The sequence below is a fragment of the Streptomyces sp. DH12 genome, from assembly GCF_020873895.1.
Lineage (GTDB): Bacteria > Actinomycetota > Actinomycetes > Streptomycetales > Streptomycetaceae > Streptomyces.
In genome coordinates this window covers 89087-113828 of the sequence record NZ_JAHWGT010000023.1, presented here as the reverse complement: position 1 = coordinate 113828, position 24742 = coordinate 89087, and the positions used below count along the sequence as shown (strand labels likewise).

At 74.9% G+C, this 24742-nt stretch carries 20 protein-coding genes; 12 read left to right on the top strand and 8 right to left on the bottom strand.

What is annotated here, in order from left to right:
• Positions 1-121: 121 nt before the first annotated feature.
• The 3 genes from LPA54_RS21780 to LPA54_RS21770 all read left to right on the top strand — a co-directional run bounded on the left by LPA54_RS21780 (position 122) and on the right by LPA54_RS21770 (position 3630).
• Entirely contained in the window at positions 122-1273 is a 1152-nt protein-coding gene (locus LPA54_RS21780; RefSeq protein ID WP_308112881.1) for a protein phosphatase 2C domain-containing protein, read from the top strand.
• Positions 1274-1300: 27 nt separating this feature from the next.
• Positions 1301-3043, top strand: coding sequence for a pyruvate dehydrogenase (locus LPA54_RS21775; protein WP_228980355.1), 1743 nt, complete (start codon positions 1301-1303; stop codon positions 3041-3043).
• A gap of 167 nt (positions 3044-3210) precedes the next feature.
• Positions 3211-3630, top strand: coding sequence for an ATP-binding protein (locus LPA54_RS21770; RefSeq protein WP_228980354.1), 420 nt, complete (start codon positions 3211-3213; stop codon positions 3628-3630).
• Between the two features lie 180 nt (positions 3631-3810).
• Here the strand turns inward: LPA54_RS21770 and LPA54_RS21765 are convergent, their stop codons facing one another.
• Positions 3811-4872: a DUF2637 domain-containing protein gene (locus LPA54_RS21765; RefSeq protein ID WP_228980353.1), complete on the bottom strand. Its 1062-nt coding sequence runs from the start codon at positions 4870-4872 to the stop codon at positions 3811-3813.
• A gap of 279 nt (positions 4873-5151) precedes the next feature.
• Between LPA54_RS21765 and LPA54_RS21760 the strand changes: the two genes are divergently transcribed.
• Positions 5152-6123: a carbohydrate kinase gene (locus tag LPA54_RS21760; RefSeq protein ID WP_228980351.1), complete on the top strand. Its 972-nt coding sequence runs from the start codon at positions 5152-5154 to the stop codon at positions 6121-6123.
• Positions 6124-6157: 34 nt separating this feature from the next.
• On the opposite strand, the gene LPA54_RS21755 is transcribed toward LPA54_RS21760, so the two are convergent.
• The gene (locus LPA54_RS21755) at positions 6158-7009 is read right to left on the bottom strand and encodes a (2Fe-2S)-binding protein (protein ID WP_228980350.1); all 852 of its coding nucleotides are present in this window, start codon (positions 7007-7009) and stop codon (positions 6158-6160) included.
• A gap of 150 nt (positions 7010-7159) precedes the next feature.
• On the opposite strand from LPA54_RS21755, the gene LPA54_RS21750 reads away from it, so the two are divergent.
• Positions 7160-8095 (top strand): GntR family transcriptional regulator, encoded by a 936-nt coding sequence (locus tag LPA54_RS21750; protein WP_228980348.1) that lies wholly within the window; start codon positions 7160-7162, stop codon positions 8093-8095.
• Positions 8096-8109: 14 nt separating this feature from the next.
• A complete protein-coding gene (locus LPA54_RS21745; RefSeq protein WP_228980346.1) occupies positions 8110-9213 on the top strand; it encodes a hypothetical protein in 1104 nt (367 codons plus the stop codon).
• Positions 9214-9259: 46 nt separating this feature from the next.
• Here LPA54_RS21745 and LPA54_RS21740 read toward each other — a convergent pair whose 3' ends face one another.
• From LPA54_RS21740 to LPA54_RS21725, 4 genes are all read right to left on the bottom strand, one after another.
• Positions 9260-9664: a ChaB family protein gene (locus LPA54_RS21740; RefSeq protein WP_228980345.1), complete on the bottom strand. Its 405-nt coding sequence runs from the start codon at positions 9662-9664 to the stop codon at positions 9260-9262.
• Between the two features lie 251 nt (positions 9665-9915).
• Positions 9916-12045 (bottom strand): FG-GAP-like repeat-containing protein, encoded by a 2130-nt coding sequence (locus LPA54_RS42900; protein ID WP_228980343.1) that lies wholly within the window; start codon positions 12043-12045, stop codon positions 9916-9918.
• 273 nt (positions 12046-12318) lie between these two features.
• Positions 12319-13080, bottom strand: coding sequence for a hypothetical protein (locus LPA54_RS21730; RefSeq protein WP_228980341.1), 762 nt, complete (start codon positions 13078-13080; stop codon positions 12319-12321).
• Positions 13081-13362: 282 nt separating this feature from the next.
• A complete protein-coding gene (locus tag LPA54_RS21725) occupies positions 13363-15219 on the bottom strand; it encodes a PucR family transcriptional regulator (protein ID WP_228980339.1) in 1857 nt (618 codons plus the stop codon).
• Positions 15220-15596: 377 nt separating this feature from the next.
• On the opposite strand from LPA54_RS21725, the gene LPA54_RS21720 reads away from it, so the two are divergent.
• The 6 genes from LPA54_RS21720 (at position 15597) to LPA54_RS21695 (ending at position 22974) form a co-directional block, all read left to right on the top strand.
• On the top strand, positions 15597-16487 hold the full coding sequence (locus tag LPA54_RS21720) for a xanthine dehydrogenase family protein subunit M (RefSeq protein WP_228980337.1): 891 nt from the start codon (positions 15597-15599) through the stop codon (positions 16485-16487).
• 3 nt (positions 16488-16490) lie between these two features.
• Positions 16491-17081 (top strand): (2Fe-2S)-binding protein, encoded by a 591-nt coding sequence (locus LPA54_RS21715; RefSeq protein WP_228980335.1) that lies wholly within the window; start codon positions 16491-16493, stop codon positions 17079-17081.
• A gap of 5 nt (positions 17082-17086) precedes the next feature.
• Positions 17087-19504, top strand: a complete 2418-nt coding sequence (gene pucD / locus LPA54_RS21710) for a xanthine dehydrogenase subunit D (RefSeq protein ID WP_228980332.1) — start codon at positions 17087-17089, stop codon at positions 19502-19504.
• A 323-nt stretch (positions 19505-19827) separates the two neighbouring features.
• Positions 19828-21270 (top strand): NCS2 family permease, encoded by a 1443-nt coding sequence (locus tag LPA54_RS21705; RefSeq protein WP_228980331.1) that lies wholly within the window; start codon positions 19828-19830, stop codon positions 21268-21270.
• Between the two features lie 52 nt (positions 21271-21322).
• A complete protein-coding gene (locus tag LPA54_RS21700) occupies positions 21323-22459 on the top strand; it encodes an XdhC/CoxI family protein (RefSeq protein WP_228980329.1) in 1137 nt (378 codons plus the stop codon).
• 98 nt (positions 22460-22557) lie between these two features.
• Complete coding sequence (locus LPA54_RS21695; protein WP_228980327.1) at positions 22558-22974, top strand: hypothetical protein; 417 nt, start codon at positions 22558-22560, stop codon at positions 22972-22974.
• Positions 22975-23041: 67 nt separating this feature from the next.
• Here the strand turns inward: LPA54_RS21695 and LPA54_RS21690 are convergent, their stop codons facing one another.
• Together LPA54_RS21690 and LPA54_RS21685 are read right to left on the bottom strand one after the other, a co-directional pair.
• Positions 23042-23362 (bottom strand): 4a-hydroxytetrahydrobiopterin dehydratase, encoded by a 321-nt coding sequence (locus LPA54_RS21690; protein ID WP_228980325.1) that lies wholly within the window; start codon positions 23360-23362, stop codon positions 23042-23044.
• A gap of 1 nt (position 23363) precedes the next feature.
• Positions 23364-24620, bottom strand: coding sequence for a Twin-arginine translocation pathway signal (locus tag LPA54_RS21685; RefSeq protein WP_228980323.1), 1257 nt, complete (start codon positions 24618-24620; stop codon positions 23364-23366).
• Positions 24621-24742: the final 122 nt, after the last annotated feature.

The window sequence follows — 24742 nt, the reverse complement described above, 5'->3', positions numbered from 1 at the left end:
GATTCGGCGAGCTCCGAGATGTAATCAAGTTGATTCGTCGGGAGGGTCAGTTTTGTATTAGAGAGAGCCTCAGAAGCAGTCAGTCTGGGATGGTGGCGGCACCGCGGGCATACGCTGGAGCGTGTTCGGCGCGTACTGCGTCGTGGCGCGCGACTCCGCGGAGGACGGGCGCGGGCCAGGCGGGCCGGCCGGGGCGCCACCCCGCGGCGGCGCCGCCGCCGATCCCCGCGCGCCCCTCGCCCCCGCCCACGTCGGCGATGGGCCGCCCCTCCGCGACCCCGAACCCACCGCCCTGCCCCAGGCACGCGCGGAGGGGCTGGGCGAACTCGTCCACGACACCGTGCTGGACGGGGCGCGGTACGGCACGTGCACGCTCCGCGCGGCCTCCAGCCGAGGTGACGCGGCGCGCCACCGCGGCGAACCCCGGCGCGACGCCCTGCTGACCGCCCGCTTCGGGACCGGTGACGACACGCTCCTGCTGCTCGCCGTCGCCACCGGCACCAGCGTCGGCGAGGCTTCCCACCAGGCCGCCGGCGACGCCTGCCGGTGGATCGGCGAGGCCGTCGGCCGCAGCCACGCCCGGCTCGCCCGGGACATCCGTGCCGGGCGCCGCGACGACCTCAGGTCGGGGCTGCACCGCCTCACCGACCGTGCCTGCGGCAAGCTCCGCGCCCGCGCCGGCGACCTCGGCGCCGAGCCGGACGCGTACACCGCCGACCTGCGCTGCCTGCTGCTGACCGCCGACCCCGACTGCCGTACGCGCGTCCTGTTCGGCGTCGGCGCCGGCGGCCTGTTCCGGCTGCGGAACGGTGCCTGGCAGGACCTGGAACCGCCGCGACCCGCGGCGGCCGCCTCCGGCGAGTCCGTCGACGGCTGCGGCTCCCCACCGCCCGCCCCGGGCGACGACGGGGCCGGCCCGGCGGGCGACCGGCTCACCCTGCGGCTCAGCGTGGCCCGGCACCCCGGCGCCCCGCCCGCCGAGGAGCCCGCCCCGGCCGCCGGCCCGGGGGAACGCCACCCCGCTCCGTCCGCGCCGCCGCCCGTGCCGTTCCGCTTCCGCGCCTCCGTCGCCCGCCCGGGCGACACCCTGCTGCTCGCGACCAGCGGCCTCGCCGAGCCGCTGCGCCGCGAACCGGCGTTCGCCGCCGAGCTGGCCGCCCGCTGGGGCCCGCGCGAGCGGCCGCCGGGCCTCGCCGCGTTCCTCGCCGACACCCGGCTGGGGGCCGAGGGGTACGCCGATGACCGTACGGCGGTGGCCGTCTGGGAGGCGTGAGACCGCGGGCCGTGCGTGGATGGTGCCATGGGCAGACAGAACGTGGCGGAACACTACGTCGACACCCTGGTCCGCGCCGGGGTCCAGCGGATCTACGGGGTCGTCGGCGACAGCCTCAACCCCGTCGTGGACGCCGTGCGGCGCACCCGCGGCATCGAGTGGATCCAGGTGCGGCACGAGGAGAGCGCCGCCTTCGCGGCCGGCGCCGAGGCGCAGATCACCGGCTCCCTCGCCAGCTGCGCCGGCTCCTGCGGGCCCGGAAACCTCCACCTCATCAACGGGCTGTACGACGCGCACCGCTCCATGGCGCCCGTCCTCGCGCTCGCCTCGCACATCCCGTCGAGCGAGATCGGCCTGCAGTATTTCCAGGAGACCCACCCCGACCAGCTCTTCCAGCGGTGCAGCCACTACTGCGAGATGATCTCCAACCCGCTCCAGACGCCCCGGCTGCTGCGGACCGCGATCCAGCACGCCGTCGGCCGCGGCGGCGTCAGCGTCGTCACCCTCCCCGGCGACGTGGCCGCCCAGCCGGCCCCGGAGGAAGCGGCAACGCACGACCTCGTCACCGCGCGCCCCAGTGTGCGCCCCGGCGACGCGGAGATCGACGCCCTGGTGCGCATGGTCGACGCCGCCGACCGGATCACCCTCTTCTGCGGCAGCGGCACGGCGGGCGCCCACGCGGAGGTCATGCAGTTCGCCGAACTGGTCAAGGCCCCGGTGGGCCACGCCCTGCGCGGCAAGGAGTGGATCCAGTACGACAACCCGTTCGACGTCGGGATGAGCGGTCTGCTCGGCTACGGCGCGGCCTACGAGGCCACCCACGAGTGCGACCTGCTCATCCTGCTGGGCACCGACTTCCCGTACAACGCCTTCCTCCCGGACGACGTGCGGATCGTCCAGGTCGACGTGAGGCCCGAGCGGCTCGGCCGCCGCTCCCGCCTCGACCTCGGCGTGTGGGGCGACGTCCGTGAGACCCTGCGCTGCCTCGTGCCCCGGGTGCGCCCCCGTACGGACCGGCGTTTTCTCGACAAGATGCTGAAGAAGCACGCCGCCGCGCTGGAGGGCGTCGTCCGCGCGTACACCCGCAAGGTGGAGAAGCACACGCCCATCCACCCGGAGTACGTGGCCTCCGTGCTGGACGAACTCGCCGCCGACGACGCCGTCTTCACCGTCGACACCGGCATGTGCAACGTCTGGGCGGCCCGCTACCTGACCCCCAACGGACGCCGCCGGATCATCGGCTCCTTCAGCCACGGCTCCATGGCCAACGCCCTTCCGCAGGCCATCGGCGCGCAGTTCACCGACCGGGGCCGCCAGGTCGTGGCCATGTCCGGCGACGGCGGCTTCTCCATGCTGATGGGCGACTTCCTGACGCTGGTCCAGTACGACCTGCCGGTGAAGGTGGTCCTCTTCGACAACTCCTCGCTCGGCATGGTCGAGCTGGAGATGCTGGTGGCCGGGATGCCCTCGCACGGCACGGCCAACCACAACCCGGACTTCGCCGCGGTCGCCCGGGCGGCCGGCGCCTACGGAGTGCGCGTGGAGAAGCCGAAACAGCTCGCGGGCGCCCTGAAGGACGCGTTCCGGCACAAGGGGCCCGCGCTGGTCGACGTGGTGACGGACCCCAACGCGCTGTCCATCCCACCGAAGATCCGCGCCGACATGGTGACCGGTTTCGCCCTGTCCGCCAGCAAGATCGTGCTCGACGGCGGCGTCGGCAGGATGCTCCAGATGGCCCGTTCCAACGTGCGGAACCTCCCGCGACCTTGACACCCCGCCGTGCCCCACTGCTCCCCTCCGTGCGCCCGCCCGTCCGGGCTTCGCACGCGTGACTGTCGGAGCAGGGGGGCATGGATCCCGTGAGCCTGTTCGAGGAGAAGGGCCGACAACGTGTGCGGGTGGGGGATATGAGTGGGCTTCAGGCAGGGGTCGGACCCATGGTGGACGGGCGTGACCGGTTACCCGGGGGGACACAGCTGAGGCGGCACGTCGGTGTCGGCGACCTCACGGCGGTGGCCGGCGTACGGCGGGGGCTGCGGGACATGCTGCGCGACCGGATCGCCCCCGAACCGGCGCACACCGCGGAGCTCCTCACGAGCGAACTGGTGACGAACGCGCTGATCCACACCGGACACGGCGCGGTCGTCACCGCCACCCTCGACGGGAACGCGCTGCGCGTGGAGGTCCGGGACTTCGTCCCCGACCTCCCCGACCCGTACGTCCCGGTCTCCGACGACGGCACGCACGGCAGGGGGCTGCTGCTGATCCAGGCGCTCGCCGACGCGTGGGGCATACGGGCGCAGGGCGTCGGCAAAGTGGTGTGGTTCGAGCTGACGGACGTGAAACCGCCCGAGTGAGCCGCGTACGCCGAGGGGCCCGCCCGTGGACGCGGGCGGGCCCCTCGGCGTACCGGCGGCGGGCGGAGCGCCGTCGCGGGCCACGCGGCCCGTGCGGAAGCGGACGCCTCAGCCGAAACGGGCACCTCAGCCGGAACGGGCACCTCAGCCGAAACGGGCACCTCAGCCGGAACGGGCACCTCAGCCGAACTGCTGTTCCAGGCTCTTCAGCTTCTGCTCCAGCGAGTCGAGCCGGGGGATGGCCTGGGTGTCGTCCTCCGCCGTCAGGTCGACGGTCCGCGACTCAGGTCCTTTCACCGCCTGGAGGGAGGGCCGGGAGGGTGCTGGCAGCTGTCCCGGCTCGGCTATGGCGGGCTCCGCGACGGACGCCCCCACGGCGGCCGGCGCGGAACCCTGCGGGGGGCCCAGGGCGGTCACGTCGACCTGGCGGCCGCCGCGGCCCAGCCCCCACGCGCGGTGCTGGCGGTTGAAGGCGCGCAGCCGCGCCCGGTCCAGCTTCTGCTGCTCGCGCCGGCGCCGGCGGTTCTCGTGCTTCTCCCGGCGGTCCTCGCGGACCTCCTCCACCGCGTCGTCCAGGGTGCGCACGCCCTCCAGGAGCATCAGCGACCAGGCGGCGAACGTCTCGCGGGGTGCCCGCAGCCAGCGGACGATGCGGATCTGCGGCAGCGGACGGGGCACCAGACCCTGCTCGCGCAGGGCCGCCCGGCGGGTCTGCTTCAGCGCCCGGTCGAACAGCACGGCCGCCGACAGCGACATCCCGGCGAAGAACTGCGGGGCACCGTCGTGGCCGAGCCCGCGCGGGGCGTGCACCCAGTTGAACCACGCGGCCGCCCCGGCGAAGAGCCACACCAGCAGCCGCGAGCCGAGCGCGGCGTCGCCGTGGCTGGCCTCCCGCACGGCCAGGACCGAGCAGAACATGGCGGCGCCGTCCAGGCCGAACGGCACCAGGTACTCCCAACCGCCCGAGAGGTTGAGGTTTTGCCGGCCGAAGCCGACCAGGCCGTGGAAGGAGAGCGCGGCGGCGACGGCCGCACAGCAGAAGAGCAGGAGGTAGGAGGCGATGCCGTAGACGGCCTCCTTGCGCCGTCGGCGCTCCTCGCTGCGTTCCCACGAGTCGTCGGCCGCGCCCTTGTCGCCGGCGGTGCGCCTGCCGCGCGCGAGCACCGCCACCGCCGCCACGGTGCCCGCGAGCAGCACACCGCCCGGGAGCAGCCAGTCCAGCGATATGTCGGTCAGTCTCATGCGGTGTCCCTCGCATCGCAGTGGTGCGTGTCGGTGCGCCATCTTGGTCGACCCGCGGGGCGCGTCACGAGGTTTCGGAACAAGAGAACGCCATCGGGGCCCCTGGGCCGCCGAATCGGGGCAATCCAGTCGAACTCATGTGCTGGGCGCCAGGGTCGTGTTCGACGTACTCCACCCGGGCGAGTGGCGTGGAACGCGGCACCCCCGCGGAACGCCCGCGGGCGGCCGGTGTGATGCTGGTACCCGCAGTGGCCGCTCCGGCCGTCGAGGGTGGAGATCATGACCAGTCAGCCCGTCACCGTGCTCGGCGAGTGCGTCGCCGACGCCTTCACCGACCCCGGCCGCACCGGCCCCGGCCGTGCCGCCGGCCCCGCGGGGCTCTTCCTGCGCGTGCTGCCCGGCGGCGGCCCCGCCAACACCGCGGTCGCCCTCGCCCGCCTCGGCACGCCTGCCCGTTTCCTCGGCAGGCTCTCCGGCGACGTCTTCGGCGACCTGTTCCGCGAGCGCCTCACCGCCTCGGGCGTCGATCTGACGCAGTGTGTGGCCGCCCCCGAGCCGAGCGCCCTGGCCGTGGCGGACCTGGACGTCCACGGCCGGGCGACGTACTCCTTCCTCGCCGAGGGCGCCGCCGACTGGCAGTGGACGGCCGCCGAGCTGGCCGCCGTGGAGCCGGCCGGGTCCGTCTGCGTGCACACCGGCTCCCTCGCCCTGGTCAGGGAGCCGGGCGGGCGCCGCGTCGAGGAGTACCTCGCCGTGGCCCGGCGCAGTGCCACGGTCTGCGTCGACCCCAACGTCCGCCCGCTGCTGGTGCGGCCGGCCGTCTACCGCGAGCGGATGGACCACTGGTGCGCGCTCGCCGACATCCTGCGCCTCAGCGAGGACGACCTCGGCGAGCTCCTCCCGGGCGTCGAGCCCGAGGACGCCTGCGACACCTGGCACGCCGCCGGGGCCCGGCTGGTGGTGGTCACGCGCGGCCCGCGCGGCGCCCTGGTCTCCCTCGACGGCGACCGCCGCACCGTCCCGGCGCCGCCCACCGACGTCGTCGACACCGTCGGCGCCGGTGACGCGTTCACGGCCGGACTGCTGCACGCGCTCGCGGGGCTCGGCCGGCTCGGCGGCCGGCTGGAGGACCTGACGCTCGACGAGGCCGCCGCCTGCTGCGCGTACGCGGCGCTGGTGGCCGCCCGCACCTGCGCGGTGCCCGGCGCGGACCCGCCGTGGGGCGGCGAACTGCCCCGCCCGCCGGGCTGACCCCGGCACTCGGGGCCGGGCGGACGGGAGCGCGTCAGGTCGCGGCGGCGGTCAGCCGGCGCACCCGGTCGGCGTCGCAGGTGCGCGGGCACGTCACGCACGTGTCCTCGGGGCGCAGCGTGTAGAAGAGGCAGCAGCTCGCCCGGTCGCGGGTGGGCAGCGGCCGGCCGTCGGGAGCGGACAGCTCGCGGAACCCGGCCGGACCCACGTACGGCTTGGCCGTGCCCGGCAGCAGCAGCTCCAGCTCGGCCATGGCCCGGGGCTCCTCGCCGAGCAGCCCGGCTACGTACCACAGGCCCTCGACGACCTCGTCCGTCGCCATGCCCCACAGGGCCCGCCCCCGTCGCCGCATCCGCGGCCCGAACCCGTCGAGCACCGGGCCGATGTGCTCGGCCACCGCCGCCCGCACCTCGGCACGCAGCGCCTCCTCGTCCGCCACGACGCGGGCGCCCGGAAGGCCCGCCGCCGGGTCGTCCGGCAGGCACGCGAACTCCCGCACCCGCACCGCCATCCGGCCCATGGCCCGCTGGAACGCCACGTCGCCGACCGGCACGCGCGGGACCCGGCGGTGCAGGAACCACGGCACCGTCACCAGCAGGCAGGCGGGCCACGCGTACCGGTGGAGGCCGAAGCTCGCGACGACGTCCGGACGGGCCTGCTTGCCGTAGTCGCGCAGCACCTGCGCGGCGTCCCACGAGAGGAACGCGTCGAGGGCGGGGCCGCCGGCCGCCAACTCGTCCGCGCCCACCCATCCCGCGCCGCGCGGCGTCGTCTCGTCCTCGCGCAGTTCGCGCACGCGCAACCCGGGGAAGACCTCGGCGAGGCGGGCGTACGACGCCGCGACGGGCGACGCGGGGACCGAAGGCAGCAGTGTGGGGAGGGACATGCAGGACCACCGAATCGCGATCGTTTGCAGGTTAGCCTTACCTTACCCGATCTGATCGATGTGTGCCCCGCCGCCCCGTGCGCCTATCGTGCACAGCGGGCCCCCGCACCGCGAGCCGGGCCACACACGCGCGGCGGCAGGAGGACCCGAGTGGAGCAGGGCAGGGCCCGGGGGGCCGCGGACCACCCCGAGCGGTGGCCGCACACCGCCGACCGCGTCCCGGAGCAGGCCCGCGGCGAGCACACCCACGGCGCGCACCCGCAGGGCCCGCACCCGCGGGACGCACACCCGCGGGACCCGCTCGCCGGGCAGGCGCACCCGCGGGACGCACACCCGCGGGACCCGCTCGCCGGGCAGGCGCACCCGCGGGACGCGCACCCGCGGGACCCGCGACCGGGAGACGCCCAGCCGCACCGCGGGTCCGCCTCGCAGGCTGGGGCCCCCGCTCCCGGCGGGCCCCGGCTCGTCCGGCGCCACTCCGTGCGCGGACAGGTCCTCGACGCGCTGCGCGCCGCGCTCGTCGGCGGCGAACTCGCCCCCGGCGCCGTGTACTCCGCGCCCGCGCTCGGCCTGCGCCTCGGCGTCTCCGCCACGCCCGTCCGCGAGGCGATGCAGCAACTGGCCGTCGAGGGCGCCGTGGAGGTCGTCCCCAACCGCGGTTTCCGCGTCGTCGAGCGCACCCCGCGCGAACTGCGCGAGCTCGCCGAGGTCCGCGCCCTGATCGAGGTACCGGTGATGCTGCGGCTCGCCCGTACGCTGCCCACCGGCCGCTGGGAGGAGCTGCGCCCCCTCGCCGAGGCGACGGCGGCGGCCGCGGTCCACGGCGACCTCGCCACGTACGCGGAGGCCGACCGCGCCTTCCACCGCGCGCTGCTCGGCCTCGCCGGCAACGAGCAGCTCGTCGCGGTCGCCGTCGACCTGCACCGCCGTTCGCAGTGGCCGCTCGTCAGCCCGCCCGCCACGCGCCGCGCCGACCTCGTCGCGGACGCCGCCGAGCACGGCGCCCTGCTCGACGCGCTCGCCGCCGGGGACCTCCCGGTCGTCGAGTCGCTGGTCAGGGAGCACTTCACGGGCGCCGGGAACTGAGGGCGGGCGGAACGGTGCGCGCCACGGTCTGGACGGTCGCCAACGCCCTCGGGGTGGTCGCGGGGACCCCCGGGGAACTCCTCACCGCGCTCCTCGCCGGGCCGCGCCGGCGCCCCGACCGCGTCGCGCTCCCCGCGGACGCGCCCGGCCTGCCGGAACTCGCCGCCGACCTGCGGGCCGTCGGCCGCGTCGAGGTGACCGTGGCGGGACCCGCACCGGACGGCGCCGCGCCCGGCGAGCAGCCGCCCCTCTCCGACCCGGCCGCCGTCTGCGCCGCCGACCCCGTACGGGTGACCCGGGCGTACGAGGCGGAGCCCGCCGGCCACGGCGGACTGCGCACGGCCTGGCTCCGCGCCGGCCAGGCACTCGTCCGGCAGGGGCAGACCCCCGCCACCCGCGCGCTCACCCTCCTGGCCGCCCTGCCCGCGGACGCCGTCCCGCGGCTGCGCCCCGCCCTGGCCGCCCTGGCCGCCGACGCGCCCTGGGCGGTGGCGGACGTGCGCGACGCGCGGGCCGGGGCGCTGACGGTGCGGGCGGGCCGCCTGGTCGAGGCGGACGACCCCCGGGCCCGGGCCGTGGCGTGTCTGGAGGACGGCACCGTGTTGACGCTCGACGAGCGCGGCCGTCTGCGTACCGCCGGCTCGGCCGCGCCCCGCCTGGTCGCGGCGGTGGCCGCGACCCTCGCGACGCACCCGGCGACGGCGCTCGCCGCGGCGGGCGACGCGGTCCTCACCGGGGACCGCATGGGCTCCGTCCACGCCTTCACCCTGGGCGGGCTCCACCAGGCTTCCCTGCACGCGGGCCGGGTCACCGCCCTGGCGGCGGCCGGGCCCCGCGTCTACAGCGGGGGCGACGACGGCACGGTCCTCGCGTGGCGGCCCGGCGCCGGGGACGGCGTCCCGGTGGCCCGCCGGCCCCACCCGGTGGTCGCCCTGCACGCCGGGCCGCGCACCCTCGCGGTGGCCTGGGCGGACGGCCTGGTGGAGCTGCGCGACCCGCGCACGCGCCGGGTCCGCCCCTTCCGTCCCGGCCCGGCCGTCCACGCGGTGGCCGTCTTCCCGGACGGCTCCCTGACGGTCGCCACCGACACCTCGACGGTCCGCCTGCGCCCCACCTGACCCGAGGCCCCCCGGCCGGCCGGCCGGGAGGCCGCCGGGAGCCGCGTCAGCGCTCGCGCGCCTGCCGGGTCCGGGTCCGGTTCTCCTTGCGCAGCGCCTCGGCCAGCTCCGCCTTCGACATCCGCGACCGGCCCTCGACGCCCAGGCGCCGGGCCAGCTCGTACAGGTGCCGCTTCGAGGCGTTCTCGTCGACGCCCTCGCCGCTGCGGGCCGGCCGGTCGCGCGGTGCGACGGCCCGGGGGTCGGAGGGGCCCTTGCGGCCCTTCTCCTTCTCCTCCCAGTGGTCGCCCACCTTCTCGTACGCGTGCTTCAACGCGCTGAAGGCGACGCGGTGCGCCCGTTCGCCCTCGCCGTAGCTCTCCACGGCCGAGTCGTGGGCCGCGATCCAGGTCCGCCGCGCGCCCTCCGGGGACCGCTCCAGCGTCGACGGCAGCTCCTCACGCCCTGGCACGGGACCTCACCTCCGCAACCACCCGGGGACCGGGACGCCCCCCGTGTGCCCCTCCCCACCCCACCGAAACACGCCCCCGGCGGGGGCGGCTCGGCCGGCCGGGGGTGCCGAAACGCCGGAAACAGGGAGACGGGGGCGCCGGAAGGGGGACGGGGGGCGGAAGGGGGACAGGGGCGCCGGAAAGGGCGGCGGGGGCGGCCCACCGGCCTCTGCCCGACGTGGGCCGCCCCCGCGCACGGTCACCGTGGCCGTCAGCGGCCGGAGTAGCGGTCCAGGAAGGACGTCCGGGCGAACTCCCACGAACTGGCCGTGGCGCTGGCCCAACCGACCTTGACGGCGTCGAGCGTGCCGTCCGCCTTCGCCGGCCAGGTGAACATCTTCACGTTGCCGTCGGTGTAGCCGTACATCGCACCGAGGTCCTCGCGCCCGTCACCGTTGTGGTCACCGACGACGATCTGCATCGCGGACCGGGTGAGGCTGCCGGCCGCGACGGACAGGGCGGTCCTCGGGGCGGCGACCGTTCCGTCGGCGTTGCCCTTCAGGACGAAGAAGCCGTCCCGGCCGTCGGTGTAGTCGTACCAGATCGCGGCGTCGTCCCGGCCGTCGCCGTCGAAGTCACCGGCGTGCACGTCGGCCCGGGCCCAGTCGCCGAAGGTGGGACCGTCCCAGGCGGCCTTCGGGGCGGCGAAACCACCGGAGGGCGTGGCGAGGAACGTCCAGAACTTCACGGCGGCGGCGTCGTAGTCGTACAGGACCCCGATGTCGTCGCGGCCGTCGCCGTTGAAGTCGCCGGTGACGTACTGGCTCTTCGACGCGGTCCAGTTGTTCGGGGCGGACCAGCCGGTGATCGGGGTGCGGAAGCCGCCGCGCTCGTCGGAGAGGAAGGTGAACAGGGTGTCCTTGCCGCTCGCGTAGTCGTACCAGGCGGCCACGTCGTCGCGGCCGTCACCGTCGAAGTCGCCGCTCTGCAGGCGGGCGCGGGACCACTCGAAGCTGCCGGCCGGCGCGGACCACGAGGGGAAGGGGGTCCCGAAGGTGCCGTTGGCGCGGCCGGGGTAGGTCCACAGCTTCACGGAGCCGTCGGGGTACCCGTAGAGCAGTGCGACGTCCGCGTGGCCGTTGCCGTCGAAGTCGCCGGTCACCTTCTTGACCCGGGCGTGGTCGATGCTGCCGGCGGGACTCACGTAGCCGATGCCCGGTGCGGCGAGGGCGCCGGTGGCCGAACCGGGGAAGCGGTGCAGCCGGTCGTGGCCGTCGGCGTAGTCGTACCAGTCGATCATGTCGGCCCGGCCGTCGCCGTCGACGTCGTTGCGGATGGACGTGCCCGTCGTCCACCGCGACGCGCCCTGGGCGTCGTACGCGACGAGGTTGCCGCGCTCCTGGAGGACGAGGGCGCCGCCGGCCGCGCCGGTGGCGGCACGCCACAGGGTGGTGGTGTCGGCGGCGTCGCGGACGGCGAGTTCGCCGTCCGCGCCGAACACCGCGGTGGCGCCGGCGTGACCGCCGGTGCCGGCGGACCACAGGACCTGGCCGGTCCGGGAGGTGACGGCCAGCTTGCCGTCGGTCCCCATGGTGAGCGTCGCGGTACCGGAGGCGAGGGACTCACCGGAGCGCAGGCGCTGCCCCGCCGCGAGACGGGCGCCGGAGGCGACGTCGTCGGTCCGCGTGGCCACGGCGCCGTTGCGCGTCTCGTCGACGCCGAAGCAACCGCCCTGCCAGGACCGGCTGCTGACGCCGACCAGCTCCGGCACGCCGTCGCGTTCGCGCAGGACGGGACCGCCGCTGTCACCGCGGCAGACCGAGTCGGCGGCGGTGCTGCCGGCGATGCCGAGCGCCGTCGCGTCGACGGAGTCCACGCCGAAGGAGGCCACGTGGAGCCGGTCCGGGACCCACTGGCTCTTCGTGCGCCCGTAGCCGGCGACCTTCAGGGAGTCCCCGCCGGCGGCGGGGGTGGTGGCCATGGCCACGGGGGTGATCCCGGTGGCGGGCGTGGCCAACCGCGCGAACACCAGGTCCCGTCCGGCGCGCGGCAGGAGCCGGACGACCTCGGAGACGTGACCGCCGGTGGTCGCCGTCAGGTCGGCGCGGCCGATGGTCGCCACCGTCTTCCACGCCGGTGCGCCGGGGGCCACCTGGCCGCCACTCTGCGGGTCGGCGGCGAAGCAACTGGCCGCGGTGGCCACCCAGTACGGGTCGACCAGGGCGCCGGAGCAGGCGCGGGCCTGTTCGCCGGTGCCTATCTGCAGGTGGGCGGTGAAAGCGTGGGCGGTGTCGGTGACCGGTGTACCGACGATCGCCTGCGCGGGCGTCGGGGCGGTCACGAGACCGACCGCGACGGCGGCGACGACGGCCACCCCCGCGCGTGGACGGGATCCGTGCACTGTGGAGTCCTTCGTGATGTCGGAAGCAGTGGGCTCGCCGCGCGGGCGAGCGAACCAGGCCGGGGCGGCGGACGATGCCCTGCGAAAGACGTGCACGTTCCCCCCGGAACCCCCCTGCGGCGCGCGTGGTCGTCGCGTGCCGCTCCCCGCGCTTGACGCGCCGCGAACCTACCACTCCGTCAAGGGAGGGCGACAGTCCGTCACCCGGCGGTCTCCCGGCGGAGACCGCCGCCGCACGGCCCGCGCCCGCCGGAGCGGTCCTTCGGGGGCCGGTCAGGCCGCCGGGTGCGGGGCGAACTGCGTCGCCAGCCACGTCGGTACGCCGCCGAGGAGCCGGAACAGCCGCTGCGCCTCCGCCCGCAGGCGGCTCGCCTCCGGTTCCGGCTCGGCGTCGGCCAGCGCGGCCAGCGCGGGGGCCGTGCCCACCAGGTAGCCCAACTCCTCGCGCAGCCTCAGCGACTCGGAGAAGCCGTGCCGGGCCTCCGCCAACTCGCCCTCCCGCAGCGCGAGTCCGGCCAGGTGCCGCCAGGTGAACGCCAGCAGCAGCGTGTCGCCCTGGGCGGTCGCCGCAGCGTGCGCGCGCCGGTAGGCGGCGCGGGCCGCCTGCGGCGCGTCCGCCAGGTACTGGGCGACCAGCCCGCGCCGGAAGTCCAGCAGCGCGCGGCGCGGTGAGGACGGTCCGAGCAGCGCCGCGGAGCGGCCGAGCGCCGCCCGCGCCTCGTCGGCCCGGTCCCGCACGCCGTGCAGGGTGGCGGCGTACGCGAGGTAGCCGCGCTCGCAGGCGGCGGCGCCGCGCTCCTCGTCGTCCTGCGCGACGGCCTCGGCGGCGCGCAGCGCGTCCTCGGCGTCCGCCCAGCCGGCCTCGGTGTACAGGCACCGCTCGATCAGCAGCGAGGCCCGCTGGACCGCCACGGTCGGGTCGTCGGCCGTGGGGGTGAGCAGGGCGGCCGCGTCCGCCCAGCAGCCGCGGGAGCGCAGCCGCCATACCGCGGTCTGGAGGGGATCGTCAGCATCGGTCGTTCCGGAACCAGACATGGCGGTATGCGCCACGTTGCCCTCCCCGAGCGCACCATCGAGCTGTTGGGACGGACGCATCACAGCACGGAACGGCACACCCGGCCAAGGGGTCAGGTGAATTGATTCACAATCACCCGGCGGGCGCGCGGGGCCGCGGACCGCCCCCGGGGCGAGCGGAGGCGGGGCGCGGCGGGAGCGAACGGCGCCGGGAGCGGTGGGGGAGCGGCGGTGCGGCGGTGGGCCGTCGTTCCCTCGGAAGAGTGAAGCGTGGTGAGGGTGTGGACGTGCCGCCGTCCGTGCTCAGGACATCCGCAGCGCCAGGAAGAAGTCCAGCTTGTCCTCCAGCCGGGACAGGTCGCGCCCCGTCAGCTGCTCGATCCGGCCCACCCGGTACCGCAGCGTGTTCACGTGCAGGTGCAGCCGCGCCGCGCAGCGCGTCCAGGAGCCGTCGCAGTCGAGGAACGCCTCCAGGGTGGGGATCAGCTCGGCGCGGTGGCGCCGGTCGTAGTCGCGCAGCGGGTCCAGGAGCCGCGCGGTGAACGCCCGGCGCACGTCGTCCGGCACGAACGGCAGCAGCAGGACGTGCGAGGCCAGCTCGTGGTGGCCGGCCGCGCAGACCCGGCCGGGGCGCGCCGCCGCGACCCGGCGGGCGTGCCGGGCCTCCTCCAGCGCGCCCCGCAGCCCCTCCGCGGAGTGCACGGCGGCGCTGACGCCCAGGGTGAGCCGCCCGTCGTCGGCGAGGCCCGCCGACAGCGGCGTCCGCACGGCGGCCAGCAGCGTCTCGGCGTGCAGCCCGAACGCGCCCGCACCCGCGCCTGCGCCGCCCGCGCCGGAGCCGCCGGTGCCGCCCGCACCCGCGCCGCCGGTGCCGCCCGCGCCGGAGCCGCCTGAACCGGCGGCCGAGCCCGCGCCGCCCGCGGTCGCGCCGCCGTCACCCGCGCCCGCCTCCCCGGCGGTGCCGTCCTCGGCGTCCCCGTGGGGTCCCGTGGCGCCCGGCGCCGCCGGGGCGGTGGCGGGCAGCGGTACCAGCGCGACCGCCTCGTCCCCCGAATGGGCGACCGCGATGCGGTCGGCCGAGTCCGGCCCGCTCGTCGCCGGGTCGACGAGGATCTCCTCGAGCAGCGACTGGGCGACCGGGCCGGTCTCGACGGCGCCGTCCTCGCCCCACTCGACGCGGGCGACGACGACCTGCCAGTGCGGCGCGGTACCGAGCCCCGGCAGCAGCACGGGCGCGGCGACCCGCAGCCGGGCGGCGATCTCCGCCGGGGCGGCGCCGGTCTGCACCAGCTCCAGGACCTCCTGCGCCAGCCGGCGGCGGACCGTGCGCGCGGCGTCCCTGCGGTCGCGCTCCACGGCGATGAGCTGGGTGACCCCCTGGAGGAGGTCCAGCCGGGCGGCCGGCCAGTCGCCCGCGTCGGCCTCCACGGCCAGCAGCCAGTCCGAAAGGACCGTCTCGCGGACGTCCCTGGCGGCCGGCGCGGCCCCCCGTCCGGTGTTACGGATCGGGAAGAGCGAGTACGTCGAGCCGCCCACCTGCGCCCGGTGCGGGCCGCGCCGGCCGGTGCGGGTCGCGGCCAGGTGCTCCCCGGCCAGTACCGCGCCGACCTCGGCGGGCAGCGGGGTGCCGGCGCCGGCGATCCGCCGGCCGGTGGGGGAGAGGACCCAGGCCCGCAGGTCCAGGTCGGAGCCGAGCAGGTCGAGCACCACCTCGGGGCCGCCCCCGGTCGGCCCGGAGGTCATCAGCCGCCTGTGGCGATCGACGACGGCCGCCAGGTCCCCCGCGCGCTCGCCCGACACCTGTCGAACGACGTGCTCGGTGATCGTTGCGAATGCGACTGATTCGTTCACTGCGAAGAGCGGAAGGCGGTGGCGCAAACACGCCTGGACGAGGTCGTCCGGGATCGCGCCCAGCTCCGCTTCGCCGGCCGCGAGACCGGCGACCCCGGCGGCCGCGAGGATGCGGACGAACGGCTCCGAGTCCGCCTCGTCGCGACGCCAGGCCAGACCCGTGAGCACCAGCTCGCCGCCGGACAGGTACCGGCTGGGATCCCTGAGGTCCGTGGTCATCACGCCGCGCACGGTGCGGTCGAGCTCGTCCTCGCCGCCGAGCAGCCGCAGGCCCAGCACCTCGGTCTCCAGCAGTGCGCGCAGCCGCATGTCGTCGCCGCCGATCCTTCTCGTGGTGTCTCGTTGTGGACGGTGGGCCCTCGCCACCGTTTCCGGGGGGAAACGAAGAGGTTACTGATCCCCGCCTTTCGTTCGAATCTACAAGACCGGGGGTGCCGCCAGCCAACTCCTTCATGGTTTCGGTGACTGCACCGGGTGGAGCACCGCTGGGTGTACTGGGGCCACCAAGCGTTAACAGCAGATGAACACCTCATCGAGGGCCGGCCGTCCCCCGCGCCCCGGCGAACAGCCCCGATCACACCGATCCGCCGATCCCGGCGCCCACGCACCACCGGCCTCCGGGCCCGGGCGGCGGGGTACCCGGGGAGAAGCGCGGACCACGTCGTCACGAATGAAGAGAGCCACTCATGGACTTCCTTCGCCCCGCCAGCTGGGAGGAGGCGCTCGCCGCCAAGGCGGAGCACCCCACGGCTGTGCCCATCGCGGGTGGCACCGATGTCATGGTCGAGATCAACTTCGACCACCGACGGCCCGAGTACCTGCTGGACCTGAACCGCATCGAGTCCCTCCGTGAGTGGGAGGTCGGCGAGGAGAACGTCCGACTGGGCGCCTCGGTCCCCTACACCCAGATCATGGAGCGGCTGCGGGCCGAGCTGCCCGGCCTCGCCCTCGCCTCCCACACCGTCGCCTCGCCGCAGATCCGCAACCGCGGCGGCGTCGGCGGCAACCTCGGCACCGCGTCCCCCGCCGGGGACGCCCACCCGGCGCTGCTCGCCGCGGGCGCCGAGGTCGAGGTCGAGTCGGTGCGCGGCAGCCGGTTCATCCCCATCGACGAGTTCTACACGGGGGTCAAGCGCAACGCCCTCCAGCCCGACGAGCTCATCAAGACCGTCCACATCAAGAAGGCCGACGGCCCGCAGCAGTACTCCAAGGTGGGTACCCGCAACGCCATGGTGATCGCGGTCTGCGCCTTCGGCATCGCCCTCCACCCGGAGACCCGCACGGTGCGCACGGGCATCGGCTCCGCCGCGCCCACGCCGGTCCGGGCGCGCGAGGCCGAGGAGTTCCTGAACGCCGCGCTGGAGGAGGGCGGCTTCTGGGACAACGGAAAGATCATCACCCCGTCGATCGCCAAGCAGTTCGCGCAGCTGGCCTCCGCCGCCTGCAACCCGATCGACGACGTCCGCGGCACCGCCAGGTACCGCCGCCACGCCGTCGGCATCATGGCCCGCCGCACCCTCGGCTGGACCTGGGAGCAGTACCGCGGCAGCGCCCGCACGCTGGAAGGAGCTGCATAACCCATGCGCGTCAACTTCACCGTCAACGGACGCCCCCAGCAGGCCGACGACGTGTGGGAGGGCGAGTCCCTCCTCTACGTCCTGCGCGAGCGCCTCGGACTGCCGGGCTCGAAGAACGCCTGCGAGCAGGGCGAGTGCGGTTCCTGCACCGTCCGCCTCGACGGCGTCCCCGTCTGCTCCTGCCTCGTCGCCGCCGGCCAGGTCGAGGGCCGCGAGGTGGTCACCGTCGAGGGCCTCGCCGAGTACGCCAGGCAGCGCGCCGACGGCGGCTGCGCCACCGGCGCCTGCGGCACGGGCCTGGACGACGCCAAGCAGTGGTCCGCCCGCGGCACCGACTCGCAGACCGGCGAGGGCGCCCCGCTCTCCCCGATCCAGCAGGCGTTCATCGACGCGGGCGCCGTCCAGTGCGGCTTCTGCACCCCCGGCCTGCTCGTCGCGGCCGACGAGATGCTGGAGCGCAACCCGTCGCCGTCCGACGAGGACATCCGCGAGGCGCTCTCCGGCAACCTCTGCCGCTGCACCGGTTACGAGAAGATCCTGGACGCCGTCCGCCTCGCGGCCGCCCGTCAGGAACGTCAGGGAGAGGCGGTCTGACACCCATGACCACCGCGCAGAACACCCGGGCCGCGGCCACCCCCGCCGGCACGCCCACCAAGGTCACCCAGGGCGCCCAGGGCACCAAGGGCGGCATCGGCGAGTCCACCCTCCGACCCGACGGCACCCTCAAGGTCACCGGCGAGTTCGCCTACTCCTCGGACATGTGGCACGAGGACATGCTGTGGGGCCAGATCCTCCGCTCCACCGTCGCCCACGCCGAGATCGTCTCCATCGACACCTCCGAGGCCCTCGCCCAGGCGGGCGTGTACGCCGTCCTCACCTACGACGACCTGCCCACCGAGGTGAAGAACTACGGCCTGGAGATCCAGGACACCCCGGTACTCGCCAACGGCGTCGTACGCCACCACGGCGAACCGGTCGCCGTCGTCGCCGCCGACCACCCGGAGACCGCCCGGCGCGCCGCCGCGAAGATCAAGGTCGAGTACCGGGAGCTGCCGGTCGTCACCGACGAGGCGTCCGCCCTCGGCCCCGGCGCGCCGATCCTGCACCCCGGCCGCGACGACCACCACTCCGGGCACGTCCCGCACCCCAACATCGTGCACCGCCAGCCGATCGTCCGCGGCGACGTCGAGGCGGCCCGCGCGCGGGCCGACGTGATCGTCGAGGGCGAGTACACCTTCGGCATGCAGGACCAGGCGTTCCTCGGCCCGGAGTCCGGCCTCGCCGTACCCGCCGAGGACGGCGGCGTCGACCTGTACATCGCCACCCAGTGGCTGCACTCCGACCTCCGCCAGATCGCCCCCGTCCTCGGCCTGCCCGAGGACAAGGTCCGCATGACGCTCTCCGGCGTCGGCGGTGCCTTCGGCGGCCGCGAGGACCTGTCGATGCAGATCCACGCCTGCCTGCTGGCGCTGCGCACCGGCAAGCCGGTGAAGATCGTCTACAACCGGTTCGAGTCGTTCTTCGGCCACGTCCACCGCCACCCGGCGAAGCTGTACTACGAGCACGGGGCGACCAAGGACGGCAAGCTCACCCACATGAAGTGCCGGATCGTGCTGGACGGCGGCGCCTACGCCTCCGCCTCCCCGGCCGTCGTCGGCAACGCCGCGTCCCTCTCGGCCGGCCCGTACGTCATCGACGACGTCGACATCGAGTCCATCGCCCTCTACACCAACAACCCGCCCTGCGGCGCCATGCGCGGCTTCGGCGCGGTCCAGGCGTGCTTCGCCTACGAGGCGCAGATGGACAAGCTGGCCGCGAGGCTCGACATGGACCCCGTCGAGTTCCGCCGGCTCAACGCCATGGAGCAGGGCACCATCATGCCGACCGGGCAGCCGGTCGACTCCCCGGCGCCCGTGGCCGAGCTGCTGCGCCGCGTCAAGGCCCGCCCGCTGCCGCCGGAGCGCCAGTGGGAGTCCACCGAGGGCGCCGACGTCCGCGCGCTGCCCGGCGGCCTGTCGAACACCACCCACGGCGAGGGCGTCGTCCGCGGCGTCGGCTACGCGGTCGGCATCAAGAACGTCGGCTTCTCCGAGGGCTTCGACGACTACTCCACCGCCCGGGTGCGCATGGAGGTCATCAACGGCGAGGCCGTCGCCACCGTGCACACCGCCATGGCGGAGGTCGGCCAGGGCGGCGTCACCGTCCACGCCCAGATCGCCCGCACGGAACTGGGCGTCACCCAGGTGACCATCAACCCGGCCGACACCCGGGTCGGCTCCGCCGGCTCCACCTCCGCCTCCCGCCAGACGTACGTCACCGGCGGCGCGGTGAAGAACTCCTGCGAGCTCGTCCGCGAGAAGGTCCTGGAGATCGGCCGCCGCAAGCTCGGCACCTACCACCCCGCCTGGGCCACCGCCGAGCTGCTGCTCGAAGGCGGCAAGGTCGTCACCGACGGCGGCGAGGTCCTCGCCGACCTGGTCGACGTGCTGGAGGACGAGGTCGTCGAGATCGAGGCCGAGTGGCGCCACCGGCCGACCGAGCCGTTCGACCTGCGCACCGGCCAGGGCAACGGCCACGTCCAGTACTCGTTCGCCGCCCACCGCGCCGTCGTGGAGGTCGACACCGAGCTGGGCCTGGTCAAGGTCATCGAGCTGGCCTGCGCCCAGGACGTCGGCAAGGCCCTCAACCCGCTCTCCGTCATCGGCCAGATCCAGGGCGGCACCACCCAGGGCCTGGGCGTGGCGGTCATGGAGGAGATCATCGTCGACCCGAAGACGGCGAAGGTGAAGAACCCCTCCTTCACGGACTACCTGATCCCCACCATCCTCGACACCCCGACCATCCCGGTCGACGTGCTGGAACTCGCCGACGAGCACGCCCCCTACGGCCTGCGCGGCATCGGCGAGGCCCCGACCCTGTCGTCCACGCCGGCCGTCCTCGCGGCGATCCGCAACGCGACGGGCCTGGAGCTGAACAGGACACCGGTACGCCCCGAGCACCTCACCGGCACCGCGTAGCCCCTGGCGGGCGACGCCCCCCGAACCTCCGGGCGGTGCGCGGCTCCCGGGAACGTCACAGTCCCCCGGCCCGGCCCGCACCGTCCGGAGCACCGAACCACCGCACCGCCGCAGGGAGACCCCCACAGGCACGTCGGACCGATCGGACCGCACCGCTCGCGGTCCCCGCACCCACCACCCCCCATCCCCCCACCCCCAGCGCAGAACCCCGTCCGTCTCGGGCCGTTCCCCCGGGTCGTGCAGCCAAGCACCATCCCAAATCCCGCGCACGGGCCCGGAGTCGGAGCCCGCGGGTGCCCCTGTGAACCTTGGGAGTAGGCACCATGACCCAATCGTCAGTGGAGCCGAAGACCGTTCCGGAAGACGCGGCCGAAGGCACGCGCATCCCCGCCGGACGATCTTGGCTCGATCGGTACTTTCACATCACGCACAGAGGATCCACCGTCGCGCGCGAGGTGCGCGGCGGCGTCACGACCTTCATGGCCATGGCGTACATCCTCCTGCTCAACCCGCTGCTGCTCGGCGGCGAGGACCTGCTCGGCAACAAGCTGAGCCAGCCCGCCCTGATCACGGCGACCGCCCTCGCGGCAGCGGTCACCACCCTGGCGATGGGAATCATCGGCAAGGTCCCGCTCGCGCTGGCGGCGGGCCTCAGCGTCGCGGGTGTCGTCTCCACCCAGGTGGCGCCCCACATGACCTGGCCGCAGGCCATGGGCATGTGCGTGATCTACGGCGCGGTGATCTGCCTGCTGGTGGTCACCGGTGTCCGCGAGGTCATCATGAACGCCATACCGCTGGCCCTGAAGCACGGCATCACCATCGGCATCGGCCTGTTCATCGCGATGATCGGCTTCGTCAACGCCGGCTTCGTCGGCAAGGGCCTGGGTGGCGGTCCCGTCGCCCTCGGCGTCGGCGGCTCGCTCACCGGCTGGCCGGTCGTGCTCTTCACCGTCACCCTGCTGCTGATCTTCATGCTCCAGGCGCGGCGGGTCCCCGGCGCGATCCTGCTGGGCATCGTGGTCGGCACCGTCATCTCCGTCGTCGCCACCGCCACCGGTCTCATCGAGGAGGAGGCGTGGGGCGGCAAGGCGCCGGTCCTGCACGGCGGGTTCGTCGCCATGCCGGACTTCTCGCTCTTCGGCCAGGTCGAGTTCGGCGGCTGGGAGAAGCTCGGTTACGCCGCCGTCGGCATGATTGTCTTCACCCTGGTGCTGGCCGGCTTCTTCGACGCCATGGCGACGATCATCGCCGTCGGGCAGGAGGCCAAGCTCGCCGACGCCTCCGGCCGCATGCCGGGCCTCAACAAGGCGCTGTTCATCGACGGCGCGGGCGGTGCGATCGGCGGCGTCACGAGCGCCTCCGGGCAGACCGTCTTCATCGAGTCCGCCACCGGCGTCGGCGAGGGCGCCAGGACCGGGCTGTCCGCCTCGGTCACCGGCCTGTTCTTCGCCGCGTGCCTCTTCTTCACCCCGCTGACGCAGCTCGTGCCGGGCCAGGTGGCCTCCGCCGCCCTGGTCGTGATCGGCGCGATGATGCTGCAGAACGCCCGCCACGTCGACTGGGCCGACTGGTCCGTCGCCGTGCCGGTCTTCCTCACGGTCGTGCTGATGCCGTTCACGTACACCATCACCACCGGTGTCGGCGCCGGCGTCATCGCCTTCTGCGCGATCAAGGCCGCCCAGGGCAAGTGGCGCGAGCCCAGTGTCCTGATGTGGATCCTCTCCGCGGTGTTCGTCTTCTACTTCGTGACCGGCACCGGCCACTGACGGACCCCTCCACCCCCTCCGCACCACCGCTCCGGACCCCAAGGAGGCCGCCATGCTGGACATCGCCGAGGAGCTCGGCCAGTGGGTCGAGCAGGGACGCGACTTCGCCGTCGCCACCGTCGTGGCGGTCAGCGGCAGCGCGCCCCGGCAGCCCGGCGCCGCGCTCGCCGTCGACCGCGACGGCACGGCGATCGGCTCGGTCTCCGGCGGCTGTGTGGAGGGGGCCGTGTACGAACTGTGCCGGCAGGCGATCGAGGACGGCGACACCGTCCTCGAACGCTTCGGCTACAGCGACGAGGACGCCTTCGCCGTCGGCCTCACCTGCGGCGGCGTCATCGACATCCTCGTCACCCCCGTCCGCGGCGGGGTGCTCCCCGCCGCGCTGGCCGCCGCCGCCCGCGGCGAGTCGGCGGCCCTCGCCCGGGTCGTCGACGGCCCGTCCGACCTCATGGGCGGCGCCCTGCTCGTCCGCCCCGACGGCGCGTACGAGGGCGGCCTCGGCGGCCACCCGGGCCTCGACCGCACCGCCGCGGCCGAGGCGCGCGCCCTGCTCGACGCGGGCCGCACCGGCACCGTCACCATCGGCGAGGAGGGCGCGCGCTGCGGCCGGCCGCTGACGCTGCTCGTCGAGTCCAGCGTCCCCGCGCCCCGCATGATCGTCTTCGGCGCCATCGACTTCGCGTCGGCACTCGTGCGGGTCGGGAAGTTCCTCGGCTACCACGTCACCGTGTGCGACGCCCGACCGGTCTTCGCGACCGCCGCCCGCTTCCCCGACGCCGACGAGATCGTCGTCGGCTGGCCGCACGAGTACCTGGAGGGCACCCGGGTCGACGCCCGGACCGTGCTGTGCGTCCTCACCCACGACGCCAAGTTCGACATCCCGCTCCTGCGGCACGCCCTGCGCCTGCCCGTCGCGTACGTCGGCGCCATGGGCTCCCGCCGCACCCACGAGGACCGCAACCGGCGGCTGCGCGAGGTCGGCGTCACCGAGCTCGAACTGGCGCGCCTGCGCTCCCCGATCGGCCTCGACCTCGGCGCCCGCACCCCGGAGGAGACCGCCCTGTCGATCGCCGCCGAGATCGTCGCGGCCCGCCGCGGCGGCAGCGGCGTCTCCCTGACCGGCGCGCACACCCCCATCCACCACGACGGCCCGGCCGGCCCGACCGGCCGCATCGACTCGGTGGCGTGAGCGCCCCGGCGGCGGGCCGCGCGGGTGGGACGTACTCGGGCGGACCTTGAGTACGCGCACTCAGGCCGGCGGCCGGGGTGGTCCGCGAGGCTGATGCCATGCGACGACCTTCCCCATCCGCCGTCCCCCAGCTGGGAACCGGCCTCCTACTGGCGCTGCTGACCTCCGCGGTGTGGGCCGCGTGGCTGGGCTGGGACCAGCACCGCGACGTGCAGCCCGACGGCTCGACGACCGGCCCGTACGAGGCGTGGCAGGTGATCGGGCTGGTGGCGACCCTGCTGGCGCCGGTGGCCTGGGCGGCGTACCGGCGCCACGTCGTCGCGGCGGTGCTCGGCCCCACGGCGGGTCTGACCGCCGCCGCCTTCCACGACTGGTCGGACGACGGCAGCGGCCTCTTCGTGATCGGAGTGGGGCTGGTCTTGGTGGGAACCCTCGCCGCGACCACCGCCGTCACCGCCGTGGTCGCCGCCGTGACGCGGACCGGCCGCCCCGCGGGCGGGGCCCCCGGGGCGTAGACGCGCCGCTCCGCCCGGTCGCCGCGAGGGCTCAACTGCGGCGCCTGGCGCTGCTCCCGCCCGCGGGTCAGGCGTCCAGCGGCTCCGCGCCGTGCGCCCGGGCGATCGCGTCGATGCGCTCCGCCAGGTCGAAGTCGGCCGCCGTCAGCCGGTGCCCGGCGTCATGAGTGGTGATGCCGAACCGGACCCGCCCCCACCGCAGGTCGATGTCCGCGTGATGACCGATCAGCCTCTCCACGTCCGCGACGTGCACGATCATCGCCACACCACCGTGATACCGGATCGCGTACGACCGGGTGATCTCATGCCCCGCCCGCCGCCACCCTGGTACCCGGGCCAGGGCCGCCTGGATCTCCGCGTCCGTCAGCGGCGCCTTCTCGTCCGACACGTCAACACCCCTCCCGCACAGGAGCCAGGGCCTCCCGAAGGTCCCGGCCTACCGGGGCATCGTGCCACGGCCGCATCGCCCGCTCTAGGGCCACCAGCTCGCGCCCCATCCGCGCGGACCTCGTCTCTGCCGCGATCGTCGCAGCTTCCCGGGCGATCTCCACCGCCTGCTCCGGCTCGCGCGCGTTGGCCGCAGCGGTCGCGTACCGAGCCATGTACACCCCGCGGTCTCGCCGCGCCGTCGCCGGGACCGCGTCCAGCACCTGGGTCCACAGCCCGACCGCCTCGGTACCGAGCCCGAGACGGCCGTAGCAGGTCGCCCGCTGAATCTCCAGGTAGCCGGGCGTCCGCCTGCACGCGTTGCCCCACGGCAGGTCATCGTCCACGCGGAGCAGCAGCCCGTCGGCACCGTCGATCAGCCGGTCGACGGCCGCCCGGTCCCCGGTGAGGCTCGCGCCGTGGGCCTGCTGCTGCATCGCCATGATCCGAATCTTCGGGACCAGGCGCGTCGCGTCGTCGAGTGCAGCCTCGCACAGGTCGATGACCGCCGGCCCGTCTCCGAGGTCGGTCCGGACGAACGCCTGGTTGACGAGGCTGTACGCGATGAGGTGCGGGTCCCGTGACCGCATCGCCATCTCCTGCGTGATGCCTCGCCAGAAGCCGGCCCCGGTCATGTCCCCTGAGTCCTGGTAGAGCCAGCCGACGAGCGCCGCGTAGGCGGCCCCGACCCGGAGCAGGCCCCGGCGGGTCTCGCCGGCCGCGGACCGGGTGAGCTTGTCGATCAGCTGGTATTGCGCGGACACCGTGCCGATCAGGTCGTGCGGGCCGAGGAACATGTCGGCTCGGTAGTGCCCTTCCATCTGCTGCTGGAAGTAGTCGATGAGCGCCGGGTCGACATGCTGGCGCGCGGTGGGCCCCGGCGTGAGAGCAGCAGCGGCGATGGTGGCGAGCCCGCTGTCGGCCGGGGCGGGGTTGTCGTGGCGCTCGGGGCGGATCCACCCGGGGGGCGAGGTGAAGCCGAGGTCCTCCGGCCATGCGCCGAGCGCGTCGTGGAGGACGATGGCGGTCTGCTCGGAGGGCCACCCCGGCCGGGCCCCCTCCCAGCGGCGCCAGGTGCGCGCCGAGACGGCGAACTGCCGGTCGCCGAGGAGCTGGCGTCCGTGCTCGCTGAGTGCGTCGGCGGCCTGCTCCATCGTGCGCCAGCCGGGGCGGAGCCGGGCAGCGCGGAGTGCGTCGTTTCGTGCTGAGGGTGTCGCCATCGGGGGTGCCTTCGGCCGTGGCCGCCACGTGGCCGCGCAGTGGCCACGGGATGACCTATCTGCTGGTCAGGGGGTCCGTCCATCATCGGCGTGAACGGTCGGGGATGCACCGGTTCTGCGGA